8 protein-coding genes, 1 tRNA gene and 3 rRNA genes are annotated in these 17,301 nt (G+C 34.8%); 2 read left to right on the top strand and 10 right to left on the bottom strand.

Annotated elements, in window-relative coordinates:
- Positions 1 to 18: 18 nt before the first annotated feature.
- Positions 19 to 3,450 (bottom strand): pyruvate carboxylase, encoded by a 3,432-nt coding sequence (locus P4S50_RS10555; RefSeq protein ID WP_277730752.1) that lies wholly within the window; start codon positions 3,448 to 3,450, stop codon positions 19 to 21.
- A 426-nt stretch (positions 3,451 to 3,876) separates the two neighbouring features.
- On the opposite strand from P4S50_RS10555, the gene P4S50_RS10560 reads away from it, so the two are divergent.
- Entirely contained in the window at positions 3,877 to 5,208 is a 1,332-nt protein-coding gene (locus tag P4S50_RS10560; RefSeq protein ID WP_277730753.1) for an aminotransferase class V-fold PLP-dependent enzyme, read from the top strand.
- A 65-nt stretch (positions 5,209 to 5,273) separates the two neighbouring features.
- Here P4S50_RS10560 and P4S50_RS10565 read toward each other — a convergent pair whose 3' ends face one another.
- The 5 genes from P4S50_RS10565 to P4S50_RS10585 form a co-directional block, all read right to left on the bottom strand.
- A complete protein-coding gene (locus P4S50_RS10565; RefSeq protein ID WP_277730754.1) occupies positions 5,274 to 6,542 on the bottom strand; it encodes a replication-associated recombination protein A in 1,269 nt (422 codons plus the stop codon).
- A gap of 165 nt (positions 6,543 to 6,707) precedes the next feature.
- Positions 6,708 to 7,487, bottom strand: coding sequence for a GTP-sensing pleiotropic transcriptional regulator CodY (codY, locus tag P4S50_RS10570; RefSeq protein ID WP_277730755.1), 780 nt, complete (start codon positions 7,485 to 7,487; stop codon positions 6,708 to 6,710).
- A gap of 132 nt (positions 7,488 to 7,619) precedes the next feature.
- Complete coding sequence (gene topA, locus P4S50_RS10575) at positions 7,620 to 9,686, bottom strand: type I DNA topoisomerase (protein WP_277730756.1); 2,067 nt, start codon at positions 9,684 to 9,686, stop codon at positions 7,620 to 7,622.
- 18 nt (positions 9,687 to 9,704) lie between these two features.
- Complete coding sequence (dprA, locus tag P4S50_RS10580) at positions 9,705 to 10,793, bottom strand: DNA-processing protein DprA (RefSeq protein WP_277730757.1); 1,089 nt, start codon at positions 10,791 to 10,793, stop codon at positions 9,705 to 9,707.
- Between the two features lie 104 nt (positions 10,794 to 10,897).
- Complete coding sequence (locus tag P4S50_RS10585) at positions 10,898 to 11,341, bottom strand: YkvA family protein (RefSeq protein WP_277730758.1); 444 nt, start codon at positions 11,339 to 11,341, stop codon at positions 10,898 to 10,900.
- Positions 11,342 to 11,534: 193 nt separating this feature from the next.
- On the opposite strand from P4S50_RS10585, the gene P4S50_RS10590 reads away from it, so the two are divergent.
- On the top strand, positions 11,535 to 11,888 hold the full coding sequence (locus P4S50_RS10590) for a hypothetical protein (RefSeq protein WP_277730759.1): 354 nt from the start codon (positions 11,535 to 11,537) through the stop codon (positions 11,886 to 11,888).
- Positions 11,889 to 11,945: 57 nt separating this feature from the next.
- On the opposite strand, the gene rrf is transcribed toward P4S50_RS10590, so the two are convergent.
- The 4 genes from rrf to P4S50_RS10610 all read right to left on the bottom strand — a co-directional run bounded on the left by rrf (position 11,946) and on the right by P4S50_RS10610 (position 16,776).
- Positions 11,946 to 12,062: ribosomal RNA gene (rrf, locus tag P4S50_RS10595) — 5S ribosomal RNA — on the bottom strand.
- A gap of 80 nt (positions 12,063 to 12,142) precedes the next feature.
- Positions 12,143 to 15,061: ribosomal RNA gene (locus tag P4S50_RS10600) — 23S ribosomal RNA — on the bottom strand.
- 59 nt (positions 15,062 to 15,120) lie between these two features.
- A tRNA-Ala gene (locus tag P4S50_RS10605) sits at positions 15,121 to 15,196 on the bottom strand.
- A 63-nt stretch (positions 15,197 to 15,259) separates the two neighbouring features.
- Positions 15,260 to 16,776: ribosomal RNA gene (locus P4S50_RS10610) — 16S ribosomal RNA — on the bottom strand.
- Together the 16S, 23S and 5S rRNA genes with 1 tRNA gene alongside form the textbook arrangement of a ribosomal RNA operon.
- Between the last annotated feature and the right edge of the window lie 525 nt (positions 16,777 to 17,301).

The following is a 17,301-nucleotide window of genomic DNA, read 5'->3' on the forward strand; positions in this document are numbered from 1 at the left end:
AGGATTCTTTTAATCTTTCTACTTTTCTTTCATAGCTATTAATAATTCTCTATCAGAAACCACATCAGCTTCCTTTACATAAACCTTATCTATTACTCCATTACTTCTAGAAACTATTGTAGTTTCCATTTTCATAGCCTCTATTATTATAACTGGTTGATTTTCTTTAACTTCATCCCCCTCGTTAACTAATATCTTTACCACTTTTCCAGGAATACTAGCCCCAACTTCAAGTTTGTTATCAAGGTCAGCTTTAAGAACTGTTTTTACATTCATTGCGAAGTTTTTATCTTCTATTTCAACTTCTCTTCTCATACCATTTAATTCGAATGTAAGTGTTCTCTTTCCATCTTCTTTAGCGTCTGCTATTTCTACTAATTTTATAGTTAAAACCTTACCAGGCTCTATTTCTACTTCACATTCTTCGCCCTTATTTAATCCATGGAAGAATACATCACTCTCAAGTTTTGATACATCATTGTACTCCTTAAGGTGAGATAAATATTCTTCATATACTTTAGGATATAAACAATAACTTATTATATTTCTCATGTTAGTCTTCATATTGAATTTTTCATCTAACATTTTTTCAATTTCATCAAAATCTACATCTTCTAAAAGTTCTCCTGGTCTTACACCAATAGGTTCTTCTCCTTTTAAAACAACCTTTTGTAAATCTTTAGGGAATCCACCTTCTGGCTGACCTATCATTCCTCTGAAGTAATCTACTACTGAATCTGGGAATGAAACTTCTTCTCCTTTTGTAGCTATATTCTCTTTATTAAGACCATTCTTAGTCATGAATATAGATAAATCTCCAACTACTTTTGATGAAGGTGTAACTTTTATTATATCTCCTAATATTTCATTAGCTTCTTTATAATTGTCTTTTACTTCTTTAAACTTGTTTCCAAGTCCTAAGCTTTCAACTTGAGGTTTTAAGTTAGTGTATTGTCCACCAGGTATTTCATATTTGTATATTTCAGCTGATGATGTTTTTAAGTCACTTTCAAATTTAGAATATACTTTTCTAAGATCTCTATAGTATTCTCCTATTTGATAAATTCCTTCAAGATCTATTTTAGTATCTCTACCTGTATTCTTTAAAGCTTCTACTAAACTATTCATAGATGGTTGACTTGTAAGTCCTGCCATAGATTCAACAGCAGTATCTACTATATCAACTCCAGCTTGTGATGCCATAAGAAGTGTTGATAGTCCATTTCCACTAGTATCATGAGTATGAAGGTGAATTGGAACTCCTACTTCTTCTTTTAATGCCTTTACAAGTTCATATGCTGCGTAAGGCTTTAAAAGACCTGCCATATCTTTTATAGCTATCATGTTAACTCCCATTTTTTCAAGTTCTTTAGCCATATTTACATAATATTTAGTAGTATATTTAGTTTTAGTAGGATCTAATATATCTCCACTATAACATATAGTACCTTCTACTAGACTTCCTGTATTTAAAGCTTCGTATATAGGTAGTCTCATATTTTCAATCCAGTTTAAACTATCAAATATTCTAAATATATCTATTCCTTTATTTGATGATTCTTTAATAAATTCTTTTAATACATTATCTGGATAGTTTTTATATCCTACAGCATTAGAAGCTCTAAGAAGCATTTGGAACATTACATTAGGTATATTTTCTCTAAGCTTTTCAAGTCTTAGCCATGGCGACTCCTTAAGAAATCTATATGCCACATCATAAGTTGCTCCTCCCCACATCTCAAGTGAGAATAAATCATTCATATTATGACTTACAGCCTTTGAAACTTTTAAAAGGTCGTTAGTTCTTACTCTAGTAGCAAATAATGATTGATGAGCATCTCTCATTGTAGTATCAGTTATAAATAGTTTCTTCTCATCTTTAACATATTCCATAAACTTTTTAGTTCCAAGCTTTTTAAATAAATCTCTAGAACCTTCCATCATTATCGATTCATCAACCTTAGGTGCTTTTGGCATATCAAAATCTTTTTTAACTTGTTTAGCTTCATTAATTGTTACATTTCCTATGAATTGTAAAAGTTTTGTACCTCTATCTTTACCTTCTCTTATTTCAAATAATTCTTCTGTTTCATCAACAAACTTAGTATCACATTTACCATCTACAAAATCAGGATGGTTTAATACATTTACCAAAAATCCTATATTAGTCTTAACTCCTCTTATTCTAATCTCCTTTATAGATCTTAACATCTTTCTTATAGAGTTTTTAAACGTTCTATCCCAAGATATAGTCTTAACCAATAAACTATCATAGTGAGGTGTTATTTCAGATCCTGTGAATCCATTTCCTCCATCAAGTCTTATACCAAAACCTGATCCAGTTCTATAAACATGTATTTTTCCTGTGTCTGGCATAAAATTATTTTTAGGATCCTCTGTAGTTATTCTACACTGTATTGAATATCCATTTAACTTTATATCATCTTGCGATTTTATATTTATTTCTTCACTGTCTAATGAATATCCTTGAGCTACAAGTATTTGACTTTGAACTATATCAATTCCCGTTACCATTTCAGATACAGTATGTTCAACTTGTATTCTAGGATTCATCTCTATAAAATAATAATTTTCATCAGCATCAACTAGAAACTCTAAAGTTCCAGCACTATGATACCCTACATGATTTGCAAGTTTTAGAGCATCTTCACATATTCTATCTCTAACATCTTCACTAAGTCCAAATGCAGGAGCAAATTCTATAATCTTTTGATGTCTTCTTTGTACAGAACAGTCTCTTTCATAAAGATGAACTATATTTCCATGCTTATCTCCTACTATTTGAACCTCTATATGCTTTGGCTTTCTCAAGTACTTTTCTACAAATATACAAGCTTTACCAAAAGCTTTTTTAGATTCACTAACAGCTCTATCGAACTCTAAAACTAAGTCTTCTTCTTTCTCTATTACTCTCATACCTCTTCCGCCACCACCATTAGAGGCTTTAAGCATAATAGGGTATCCTATTTGTTTTGCTATTACTTTGGCTTCTTCTGCTGTTTCAATAGAATGATCTACTCCAGGTATTGTTGGTACATTTGCTTCTTTAGCAACCTTTTTAGAGTTTATTTTATCCCCCATTCTATCCATAACCTCAGGAGATGGTCCTATAAACTCTATACCATTTTCTCTACACATTCTAGCAAACTCTGCATTCTCTGATAAAAATCCATACCCAGGATGTATAGCATCTACATCTTTCTTTTTCGCTATATGAATTATAGATTCCATATCTAAATAAGCTTCAATAGGTCCCTTATCTTCTCCTACTAAATATGATTCATCTGATTTACTTCTAAAAAGACTATATTTATCTTCTTTTGAATATATCCCTACAGTTCTAATTCCAAGTTCTGAACAAGCTCTAAATATTCTTATTGCTATTTCTCCTCTATTAGCTACCAATACTTTTTTAAATTTTTTCACCATATCTACGCCCTCTCTCCTCGAATTATATCTTTATATTAACATATATTGTTCGTGTTTTTCTATACTTTTAGTATTTTTTTTAATTTAACCTCATATTACTATAATATTAAATTATACTAAAATTGTTTTTTTAATCTTTATCATCATTTATTAAACAGTTATTCTTTATTTAATTAATTTTTTAGTCATTTACACTTTATTTTATTAATTCATTTTATTATATTCTTAATTAAATAAATTGTCAATTGTTTAATATCTTATTATTTTCCAATTTATTTGAAAGCTAAAAGCTAAAAATTCAATCAAAGTAAAAACTCTATCTAAATTAAGTTTCACTTTATTAATATAATTATTCATTCACTTTTAAATTAAACTCAACATAAGTTAATTGTAAATACTCATTCTTTAAAGTAGGTGAATAATTTAATGTTTAATAAATATAAATTTTTAGTTGCAGGAGTTAATACTAAGGTTCCACTTAAAAATAAAAAGATGGTTAATTATATAAACTTTGATAACGCGGCTACAACTCCGCCTTTTATGTCTGTACTTAAAGAAATACTTTCTTTTTCAAATTGGTATTCATCCATCCATCGAGGCAAGGGATACAAATCTCAACTTTCTTCCGATTTATACGATGAATCTAGAGAAATAGTAGCTAATTTTGTAGGAGCAGATATAAATGATAAAGAAATTATATATGTAAAAAATGCAACAGAAGCTATCAATATGCTTTCTAATATACTTCGTAAAGATAATAGTAACTCTGTTGTTTTATCGACTTGTATGGAGCATCATTCTAATGATTTGCCATGGAGAAAAGGAAATATTGATTATGTTAAAATAGATGATTTAGGAAGACTTGATTTAAATGATTTAGAACAAAAACTAATTAAATACGATGGAGATGTTAAGCTTGTAACAGTTACAGGAGTATCAAATGTAACAGGATACAAGAACCCAATACACAAAATAGCTAAAATAGCGCACAAATACAACTCAAAAATACTAGTAGACGGAGCTCAACTAGTTCCTCATACAAAAGTAAATATGAAAAGTGTTAATTCACCTGATCATATAGATTATTTGGTTTTTTCTGCTCATAAAATGTACGCACCTTTTGGAAGCGGAGTATTGATAGGACCTAAGTCTACATTTCAAAAGAACGGTCCTGACTATGTTGGAGGTGGAACAGTAGACATTGTTACTCCCGAAACCGTGATTTGGGCAGATCCTCCAGATAAGGATGAAGCCGGAACTCCTAATTTAATGGGTGTAATAGCTCTTACAAAGGCAATCAAGACCTTATCATTGATAAATATGAAAAACCTAGAGAAATACGAAGATAATCTATTACATTATGCTATGAGAAGTATGAAACATATACCTGATATTAAAATATATGGAGATACAGATAATATAAAAGACAGAACCAGTATTGTACCATTTAATATAGAAGGTATTTCTCACGAGGCAGTAGCCAAAATGCTATCTGCAGAATATGGAATAGGAGTTAGAAACGGATGTTTTTGTGCTCAACCTTATATACAAAACCTTCTTAATGTATCAAAAGAAGAAATAAAAGAAAAAATGTTAATTCCTAATTCTCCAAAACCAGGAATGGTTAGAGTAAGTTTTGGAATATACAATGACTTTAATGAAATAGATGTATTAATAAAAGCTTTATATAAACTAGTTAATAACAAGCAATATTATATAGATAAATACGAAGATAAAAATGCTATTCACAGATGTTAAGATTCATCTAATTTCCTACTCATTAAAAAGGGTTTAGTATATATTTAAATATATACTAAACCCTTTTAATGTTCTCTTATAAACTTTAGATAGCTCTCTATATTTCTTTCCATTTTATTGTCAGCCGGACTATAATATATAGAATCCTTTATATTATCAGGTAAGTATTGTTGCTGCACATAATGGTTCTTATAATCATGAGGATATTTATACTGTACCCCCCTACCTAAATTCTTAGCGCCACTATAATGGGCATCTTTGATGTGATTAGGTATTTGACCAACATCTATTGTATCTAGCTCATAGAGAGCCTTATCTATAGCAATGTAAGCAGAATTTGATTTAGGATAAGTTGCAAGTAATAAAGTCGCTTGAGCAAGTGGTATTCTTGCTTCCGGAAATCCTAGTTGATTAGCACTATCCACACATGACTTTACTATTGTAATAGCATTTGGATAAGCCATACCTATATCTTCGCTAGCAATAACAAGTAGTCTTCTACATATACTTATAAGATCTCCTGCTTTTATAAGTCTTGCTAAATAATGTATACTAGCATCCGGGTCACTTCCTCTAATAGACTTTTGAAATGCACTTAATATATCGTAGTGACTGTCTCCTGATTTATCATAATTCAAAATATTTTTTTGAGTACATTCCTTAGCCTTTTCTATATCTACAACTATTTCGCCATTTTCATTCGGATTAGTTGAATAAACACAAAGTTCAACACTATTAATAGCTCTCCTTAAATCTCCACCGCTTACACTTGCTACATACTCTATTGCATTTTCATCAAACATTATATTTATATCGAATAAATCCTTTTTTATAATTGATATGGACCTTTTAATTCCTTGTATTATATCCCTTTTTTGTATGCTCTTAAATTCAAATATAGTAGATCTACTTAATATAGCCTTATAAATATAATGATAGGGATTTTCTGTAGTACTTGCAATCAATGTTATCTTTCCATTCTCCATAAACTCAAGAAGGGATTGCTGTTGCTTCTTATTAAAGTTTTGTATCTCATCTAAATAAAGTAAAATACCATTTATGCATTCTAAGCTATCTAGATCTTTTATAATTTTCTTTACATCTTCCAAAGATGAATTTGTGGCATTTATCTTGTAAAACTTTTTATTAGTTTTATTGGCAACGATGTTAGCAACAGTAGTTTTTCCTACTCCAGGAGGTCCATAAAATATCATATTAGTTATATATCCCGATTTTAATATTCGACTCAATATTTTATTTTCTCCTATTAAATGTCTTTGTCCTACTATATCTTCTATTTCTTTAGGCCTTATTCTATCAGCTAATGGTTTCATATATCCCACCACTCTTTACCTTAATTTTAAAAATTCGCTTCATGCTAACTCATAGCTCATGTCAATATATAAAAATTAAAAATTATATAATCTCCTTAAAGATTAAAAAGCCCTAATATTATTTATTACATTTCTGTTATAAATAATATAGGACTTTAAATGATACTACTTTTTAATTTTATTTAGCTCGTCTAGTAATTTAGCATTAAGTATTCTTATGTGTGTTCCCTTCATACCTAATGATCTAGATTCTATAACTCCTGCACTCTCAAACTTTCTCAAAGCATTAACTATAACAGATCTAGTTATTCCTACTCTATCTGCTATTTTACTAGCAACAAGTAGTCCTTCCATTCCATCAAGCTCTTTGAATATATGTTCAACAGCTTCAAGCTCAGAATAAGAAAGTGTTCCTATAGCCATTTGAACTACAGCTTTCTTTCTCATTTCTTCTTCCATCTCCTCAGATTTAGCTCTAAGAATTTCTATACATACAACTGTAGCACTATACTCAGCTAATACTAAATCTTCATCCGTAAATACATTCTCATATCTAGAAAGTAATAAGCTTCCTACTCTTTGTCCACTACCTATAATAGGAACTATAGTTGTAAACTTGTCAGAACCTTCAATATCATGCTTAAATATTTCTAAGAATTTATCTCCAGTTATATTCTCAACAGTTTCTGTCACCTTCATTATGTTATCTGTATATTCCTTTGGTAATTTTTCTTCACCAGTTTCTTCATCAGATACAATAGCACTATCTTTAAGATCTGTTAAATGAGCTGCTAATATTTTTCCTTTTCCACTTATTATATAGGTATTAGTATTTAACACTTCACTTAATATTTCACACAATTGTGGGAAAGAAACAGGCTCTGTACCTGATTTTTGTAGTATTTTATTTATTTTTCTAGTTTTGTCAAGTAATTTGCTAGCCATAATATCCTCCTCTTTACACTGTATATCTTAGTCTAGGAAAATAAGAAATTTTTAGAATTTTTGTAATTTTCCACATTATATACATGACACATCTGAAATATTATCACAATTTTTCAAATTAATCAACGTTTTTTAGCTAATTTTCGACTTTTTTTCATAATCGCATTCTTTATTTGAACATATTATTTTTTTCTCTTTTTTTGTTTCTTTATGAACTAAATGTTCGCCACATTTTTCACAAATTTCTCCTGTAGGTTTATTCCATGAAATAAAGTCACATTCAGGGTATTTATCACATCCATAGAATATTCTTCCTTTTTTGCTTTTTCTGATTATTATTTCCCCTTCTTTGCATTTAGGACATTTAACACCGGTTTTATTCAAAAGAGGTTTCGTAGTTTTACATTCAGGATAATTTTTACAAGCTAAAAACTTTCCGAATCTACCATATTTTATAACCATATTATTTCCACATTTTTCGCATATTTCATCTGTTTCTTGTTCTATAGTTATTTTCTCTATTTTTTCTTGTGCTATTTCTATAGCTTCTTCTAGTGGTTTATATACTTCTCTTACTACAGCCTTCCAAGGTATATCTCCTTCTTCAACTGAATCAAGCTTATTCTCCATATCCGCAGTAAAATCTAAATCTATAAATTTTTGAAAATTTTCTTCCATTATTTCATTTACTAAAAGTCCAAGCTCAGTTAAATGCAAGCTAGTTCCTTTTTTCTCTACATATTCTCTAGCAAGTATAGTCCCTATTGTAGGGGCATACGTACTAGGTCTTCCTATACCTAACTCTTCTAAGGTTTTAACAAGACTTGCCTCTGTATATCTCGCTGGTGGCTGAGTAAAGTGTTGTTTTGGAATTATATTATCCATCGTAACTTCCATGCCCTCTTCTATTTTAGGAATCAACTTATCTTCTTTATTAGAAAATGTATATACTTTTAAGAAACCATCAAATTTAAGCTTATGACCTGTTGTTTTAAATATATAATCCCCAACCTTAGCTTTTACATTGTAGCTCTCATATATAGCATCTTTCATCAAACTTGATACAAACCTTGTCCATATAAGATTGTATAGTTTGTATTGTTCATCACTTAAAGATTCTTTAATAAGTTCAGGTGTTCTATCTATACCTGTAGGTCTTATCGCTTCATGAGCATCTTGTACTTTTTTGCCTTTTTTACTCTTATTTTCAAAACCCTTATAGTAATTTTCGCCTAAATTTTCTAGTATATAATCTTTTCCTTTTCCTAGTGCTTCATCTGATATTCTATATGAATCTGTTCTTATATAAGATATAAGACCTGCTGTTCCCTGACCTTTAATATCTATACCTTCATATAGCTGTTGTGCTACTATCATAGTCTTCTTTGTAGAAAATCCTAATTTATTAGCTGCTTCTTGTTGCAGAGCACTTGTTGTAAATGGTCTAGGGCCAGATTTACGCCTTTCCTTAACTTCTATGTTTTCTATAGTTAAATCCTTATTAGCTATCTCATTTAATATAGCATCTACTTGTTCTTTATTTTTTAAATCTATTTTTTTGTTCGACTTGCCATAAAATTTGAACTCAACTTCTTTATCTTCTATTTTAGATATTACATCTATACTCCAGTATTCTTCGGGTTCAAACTTATTTATTTCTCTTTCCCTATCACATATTATTTTAGTAGCAACAGATTGCACTCTTCCCGCACTAAGACCTTTTCTTATTTTTTGCCATAAAAGAGGACTTATCTTATATCCTAATAATCTATCAAGTACTCTTCTAGCTTGTTGAGCATCTACAACCTTTTCATCTATCTCTCTTGGATTTTTTATAGCTTTTTTTATAGCTTCCTTTGTTATTTCATTAAATTCTATTCTACAATTAGAAGTTTCCTCTAATTTTAAAATATGAGCTAAATGCCAAGATATTGCTTCACCTTCTCTATCGGGGTCAGTAGCCAGAAAAACTTTTTCAGCTTTTTTAGCTTCCTTTTTTAACTCATTAATAACAGGTCCTTTTCCCCTTATATTAATGTAGTATGGTTCAAAATCATTTTCTACATCTACCCCTAATTTACTTTTAGGTAAGTCCCTAACATGTCCAACGGATGCTTTAACTGTATAATTTCTTCCTAAAAATTTCCCTATAGTTTTAGCTTTAGCCGGTGATTCAACTATAACTAAGTTCTTTGCCATCAAGTGCACCCCCACAATTCATTTTATACTATATATTTTATTTCCTAACTCCGTTACTATACCCTTTATTTCTAAAATGTTTAAAATTCCTAATATATCTTTTATATTAAGCTTAGTATGCTCACAAATAAAATCCACATGTAATGATCCGTTATTCTTTAATATTGTAACTATTTTGCTCTCATCTTTAGACAAATCTATTTGATATTCACTTTCTTTTTTTACATTATTATAAACAATATCGTATTCTTCAAGTATATCATCTACACTCGAAACAAGTTTAGCGCCTTCTTTTATTATTTTATTACTTCCTTTACTCATAAAAGAATTAATATTTCCAGGAATAGCAAAAACATTTTTCCCATGATCTAAAGCATAATTCATAGTTATTAATGATCCACTTTTCTCACTTGCCTCGACTATTAAAACCCCATCAGATATACCACTAATTATCCTATTTCGCATAGGAAAGTATCCTGGCCTAGCCTCTGTTCCAGGTGGATATTCACTCAATATAATTCCTTCACTTTCAATTATATTGTTCATAAGATGTATATTCTGTTTTGGGTACGGCATATCTATAGAAGATCCAAGTACCGCTATAGTCTTTGATCCTCCATTCAAACAACCTAAATGGCTATAATAATCTATCCCTACTGCCATGCCACTTATTATATTAATTCCTAGTGCTGATAATTCTTTGCTAATTTTATTTGCACAAAATACTCCATAATTAGTAGGTTTTCTCGATCCTATCATAGCTATGCAAAATTCATTTAATAAATTTTTGTTTCCCTTAAAATAAAGTATATGCGGTGGATCATATATATGTTTTAACCTCTTAGGATAATTGGAATTATTTATTGTTACGTAATTCATTTCATGTTTTTTTAGATTTTCTTTTATCTCATGTAAATAAGTTGAACTTCTATAGTTTACTATATTTTTCTTTATTTTTAAACTTATATTTGGTATTTTATATATTTCTTCATCAGATACAATATCAAAATTTTGAATATCAGTAAAATAATCATCTATTTTTTGTATAGTTTTATATCCTATACCTTTTATATGAGACAACAAAAGGTACATATCATCCATATTCATAAATAAACTCCTCAACGTTTTATAATTTATTGGATATTATGCACATTTTACATACCATTATACATTAAATAAATTAAAATGCAAAATAAAGAAAATATCTTCGCCTACAAGGCGAAGATATTTTCTTTATTTCTCTCCCATATTAAAAATTTATCTAATTCCGATTTTATATTGCTTAATACAAAATACACTACTATCATATCATCTATATACCCTACATTCTCCATAGAATCTGGTATAAAGTCAACTGGGCTTATAAAATAGTTAATGGCTACTATAGCCCATACTATAGATTCTATATTTATATCCTTATATTCATCTGAATAATACGTTTTAACTAATCTGTATATTTTTTTCATATTGCCAACAAACTCAACTACTTTTTGTTCATTTTTATCAAACTTCATATTATTCAATTTATAATCTACTTGTAAAAGTATTTCTTCTATTTTATTAATATCATTTGAATAAATCTGAGCATCTTTTCTAGCGTTTTTGAAGTACTCAGAACTTAATATATCTTTAGCTACTTGACTTGGATTTATCATTAAATAAACCATCCTTTCTATATTGCTTATAATAGTATTATATCAAAATAGAATACATTTATATATAGATTTAATAAATACTTAATATTTGAATATTATAGTTAAATTTTGGTTTATCATCCATTCAAAAACTAATTATTATTTTAAAAATTGAAAACAATAATAGTAAATATATAAAAAAGGATGTGATTGTATGAACAAAAAATATAACGATAATACTAAACATAATGATTCAATTGATAACAAAGATAAAACAGAATATGCTCCAGAATTAACAGCAGATGATAGATATTATACGAAAGAAGAAAGAAAAGACGGTTACAATGTAAGTATTATGGGATATTTAGCTATTTTCGCTTCTATAGTATCTTTATTTACTTATCCTGTAACATTTGGTGTTATTGGTATAATACTTGGTGTAATATCTATATATTCAGGTTCTAAGACACTTGGCTACTGGGCAATAGGAATAGGAGTTGTTACCTCTGTTTCTAGTTTATTCTTTAGAGTAGCTTTATTCTCTTATATATTTTCTATGTTCTATTAAACAAAAAGGCTGTTCCAAGATCATCTTGGAACAGCCTTTTTTCCATAAATAAAAAATACGTGGCTACGTCCTACTCTTCCAGGGGGCTGCCCCCCAAGTACCATCGGCGCTAAAGAGCTTAACTTCTGTGTTCGGAATGGGAACAGGTGTATCCTCTTTGCTGTAATAACCACATAATCTTCATTTTGTTATAAACTCAGTATTGATTTTTAATATTACAAATTAATACCTTCAAAATTGACCAGATTTAAAATTTGGTTAAGTCCTCGATCTATTAGTATTCATCAGCTGAACCCATTACTGAGCTTACACCTTGAACCTATCAACCAGGTAGTCTTCCTGGGATCTTACTCATAAAGATGGGAAATCTTATCTTGAGGTTGGCTTCGCGCTTAGATGCTTTCAGCGCTTATCCATTCCATACATAGCTACCCAGCTATGCCACTGGCGTGACAACTGGTGCACCAGAGGTATGTCCATCCCGGTCCTCTCGTACTAAGGACAGCTCCTCTCAAATTTCCTACGCCTGCGACGGATAGGGACCGAACTGTCTCACGACGTTCTGAACCCAGCTCGCGTACCACTTTAATGGGCGAACAGCCCAACCCTTGGGACCTACTACAGCCCCAGGATGTGATGAGCCGACATCGAGGTGCCAAACCTCCCCGTCGATGTGGACTCTTGGGGGAGATAAGCCTGTTATCCCCAGGGTAGCTTTTATCCGTTGAGCGATGGCCCTTCCACGCGGAACCACCGGATCACTAAGCCCGACTTTCGTCCTTGCTCGACCTGTATGTCTTGCAATCAAGCTCCCTTTTGCCTTTGCACTCTTCGCACGATTTCCGACCGTGCTGAGGGAACCTTTGGGCGCCTCCGTTACATTTTGGGAGGCGACCGCCCCAGTCAAACTGTCCACCTGACAGTGTCCCAAGACCAGATTCATGGTCTATGGTTAGAATCTCAATATTACAAGGGTGGTATCCCAAGGGTGACTCCACGAAAACTGGCGTTCTCGTATCTCAGTCTCCCACCTATCCTGTACATGTAATATCGAAATCCAATGCCAGGCTACAGTAAAGCTCCATGGGGTCTTTCCGTCCTGTCGCAGGTATCCGGCATCTTCACCGGAATTACAATTTCACCGAGTCTTTTGTTGAGACAGTGCCCAAATCGTTACGCCTTTCGTGCGGGTCGGAACTTACCCGACAAGGAATTTCGCTACCTTAGGACCGTTATAGTTACGGCCGCCGTTTACTGGGGCTTAAGTTCAATGCTTCGACTTACGTCTAACACATCCCCTTAACCTTCCAGCACCGGGCAGGCGTCAGCTCCTATACATCGTCTTTCGACTTAGCAGAAACCTATGTTTTTGGTAAACAGTCGCTTGGGCCTATTCTCTGCGGCCTCTTCGGGCATACACCCTAATGAGGCACCCCTTATCCCTAAGTTACGGGGTCATTTTGCCGAGTTCCTTAACAAAAGTTCTCTCGCTAGCCTTAGAATTCTCTTCTCACCCACCTGTGTCGGTTTGCGGTACGGGTACCTTTAATCTCAGTAGAGGCTTTTCTTGACAGCATGAAATCGACTACTTCGCTACTTAATTTCGCTCCCCATCACACCTCAGAATTGCACCGACGGATTTGCCTATCAGTGCTCCCTTAATGCTTGGACCTACATCCAATAGTAGGATAGCCTATCCTTCTGTGTCACCCCATTCTTCAAACGATTATCGGTAGTACAGGAATCTCAACCTGTTGTCCATCACCTACGCCTTTCGGCCTCGGCTTAGGTCCCGACTAACCCTGAGCGGACGAACCTTCCTCAGGAAACCTTGGGTTTTCGGCCCGTAGGATTCTCACCTACGTCTCGCTACTCATGCCAACATTCTCTCTTCACTGCAGTCCACTAGTCCTTCCGGTCTAGCTTCAACCCGCAGTGAATGCTCCCCTACCCATTGACAAAGTCAATGCCGTAGCTTCGGTAGTAAGTTTTAGCCCCGATAATTTTCGGCGCAGGATCACTCGACCAGTGAGCTATTACGCACTCTTTGAATGAATGGCTGCTTCTAAGCCAACATCCTGGTTGTCTGTGCAATCCCACATCCTTTACCACTTAACTTACATTTAGGGACCTTAGCTGACGGTCTGGGCTGTTTCCCTCTCGACTATGAATCTTATCACCCACAGTCTGACTCCCAAGCAAAAGATAAAGGCATTCGGAGTTTGATAGTCTTCGGTAACCCATAGGGCCCCTAGGACATTCAGTGCTCTACCTCCTCATCTCTAAGCTTGAGGCTAGCCCTAAAGCTATTTCGGGGAGAACCAGCTATCTCCGAGCTCGATTGGAATTTCACCTCTACCCACAGCTCATCCCCGCACTTTTCAACGTGCGTGGGTTCGGACCTCCACGAAATTTTACTTTCGCTTCATCCTGGCCATGGGTAGGTCGCTCGGTTTCGGGTCTACGACAAGTAACTGAATCGCCCAGTTAAGACTCGCTTTCGCTACGGCTCCAGACCCTAAGTCCTTAACCTTGCTACTTATCGTAACTCGTTGGCCCGTTCTACAAAAAGTACGTGGTCACACTAATAATGTGCTCCCACAGCTTGTAGGCATAGGGTTTCAGGTTCTATTTCACTCCCCTTCCGGGGTTCTTTTCACCTTTCCCTCACGGTACTATACGCTATCGGTCACCAAGGAGTATTTAGCCTTGGGGGGTGGTCCCCCCAGCTTCCCACAGGGTTTCACGTGTCCCGTGGTACTCTGGAGTACGCTTGATGGTCTTCTCGTTTAATCTACAGGACTATTACCTTCTACGGTGGGTCTTTCCAAACCTCTTCGACTACAATACCTCCATCTTAATAAGCATATCCGCAACCCCTATGAAGAAAACTTCATAGGTTTGGGCTAATCCCCTTTCGCTCGCCGCTACTCAGGGAATCGATTTTTCTTTCTCCTCCTCGGGGTACTTAGATGTTTCAGTTCCCCCGGTTCCCCTCCTTAGACTATGAATTCATCTAAGGATACCTAGACATTACTCTAGGTGGGTTTCCCCATTCGGAAATCTCCGGATCAAAGATTGCTTGCATCTCCCCGAAGCTTATCGCAGCTTACCACGTCCTTCATCGGCTCTTGGTGCCAAGGCATCCGCCCTACGCCCTTAATAACTTAACCTAAATTTATTTAAATCTGTTCAATTTTCAAAGTACTAATATAGTATATAAAATACTAAATGGTGGAGACGAGGAGAGTCGAACTCCTGACCCCTTGCTTGCAAGGCAAGTGCTCTCCCAACTGAGCTACGCCCCCATATTGTATTTTAAAGAGTTTTAATAAACTCTCAAAATTAAACAGTAGGTTATTTCTCCTTAGAAAGGAGGTGATCCAGCCGCACCTTCCGATACGGCTACCTTGTTACGACTTCACCCCAGTCATTGATTTCACCTTCGGCAGATTCCTCCTTACGGTTGGATATCTGACTTCGGGCGCCCCCAACTTCCGTGGTGTGACGGGCGGTGTGTACAAGACCCGGGAACGCATTCACCGCGACATTCTGATTCGCGATTACTAGTAACTCCAGCTTCATGCAGGCGAGTTTCAGCCTGCAATCCGAACTGAGACTAGCTTTAAGAGATTAGCTTGACCTCGCGGTTTCGCAACTCTCTGTACTAGCCATTGTAGCACGTGTGTAGCCCTAAGCATAAGGGGCATGATGATTTGACGTCATCCCCACCTTCCTCCGAGTTATCCTCGGCAGTCTCTCTAGAGTGCCCATCCGAAATGCTGGCAACTAAAGATAAGGGTTGCGCTCGTTGCGGGACTTAACCCAACATCTCACGACACGAGCTGACGACAACCATGCACCACCTGTCACCTCAGTCCCCGAAGGGAAAGCTTCGATTAAGAAGCGGTCTGAGGGATGTCAAGCTTAGGTAAGGTTCTTCGCGTTGCTTCGAATTAAACCACATGCTCCGCTACTTGTGCGGGTCCCCGTCAATTCCTTTGAGTTTCACTCTTGCGAGCGTACTCCCCAGGCGGAGTGCTTAATGCGTTAGCTGCGGCACCGAGGGGGGTAACCCCCGACACCTAGCACTCATCGTTTACGGCGTGGACTACCAGGGTATCTAATCCTGTTCGCTCCCCACGCTTTCGTGCCTCAGCGTCAGTTACAGTCCAGAGAGCCGCCTTCGCAACTGGTATTCCTCCTAATATCTACGCATTTCACCGCTACACTAGGAATTCTACTCTCCTCTCCTGCACTCAAGCCCTACAGTTTCAAAAGCTTACTACGGTTGAGCCGTAGCCTTTCACTTCTGACTTGCAGGGCCGCCTACGCACCCTTTACGCCCAGTTATTCCGGATAACGCTTGCCCCCTACGTATTACCGCGGCTGCTGGCACGTAGTTAGCCGGGGCTTCCTCCTAAGGTACCGTCATTATCTTCCCTTAGGACAGAGCTTTACGACCCGAAGGCCTTCATCGCTCACGCGGCGTTGCTGCATCAGGGTTTCCCCCATTGTGCAATATTCCCCACTGCTGCCTCCCGTAGGAGTCTGGACCGTGTCTCAGTTCCAGTGTGGCCGATCACCCTCTCAGGTCGGCTACCCATCGTCGCCTTGGTAAGCTTTTACCTCACCAACTAGCTAATGGGACGCGGGTCCATCCTACACCGATAAAATCTTTGACATTTTTAAGATGCCTTAAAAATGTATTATCTCGTATTAGCATATCTTTCGATATGTTATCCGTGTGTATAGGGCAGGTTACCCACGCGTTACTCACCCGTCCGCCGCTAAGATTAAGAAGCAAGCTTCTTAATCTCCGCTCGACTTGCATGTGTTAGGCACGCCGCCAGCGTTCATCCTGAGCCAGGATCAAACTCTTAAAACAAAATTCGTATAATGCTATCGCATTAACTCATGTCGCCAACGAAATCCTTTCGGCATAGCCTCATAATTTCCGTTGCTCAGAGTTTGTCAGTACTCAGTAACTGACTTTATGTGTTGTTTCCGAAAATCACTGTTTGTGATTTATTTATAACCTACTGTTTAATTTTCAAAGTTCATTTGTTATATTCATGTGTTTCTCGTTTGCCTCGTGTTGAGGACAAGTAATAATATATCAGCTATTTAATTATTCGTCAACCCTCTATTTTATATTTTAAAATATTTTTTATACCGAATAGAAAATTATATTTTTCTTTTAAAAAATATCATAAAAAAATTGTAGTTCTTTAAAAAGCACTACAATCTCTACAATTTTAGAATAAACACAAAAATCCTATACGCCTTGTTCTAAATGCAACCCTTAATTAAATTGATATTTTTAAAGGATTTTAGATTTTTTGTCTAATCAAATAAATATAGGATGAAACACCTAATAATTAGTAATTTCATATGTTCAATACCAACATTT

It is taken from the genome of Tepidibacter hydrothermalis, from assembly GCF_029542625.1.
In the GTDB taxonomy this organism is placed as follows: Bacteria; Bacillota; Clostridia; order Peptostreptococcales; family Peptostreptococcaceae; genus Tepidibacter_A; species Tepidibacter_A hydrothermalis.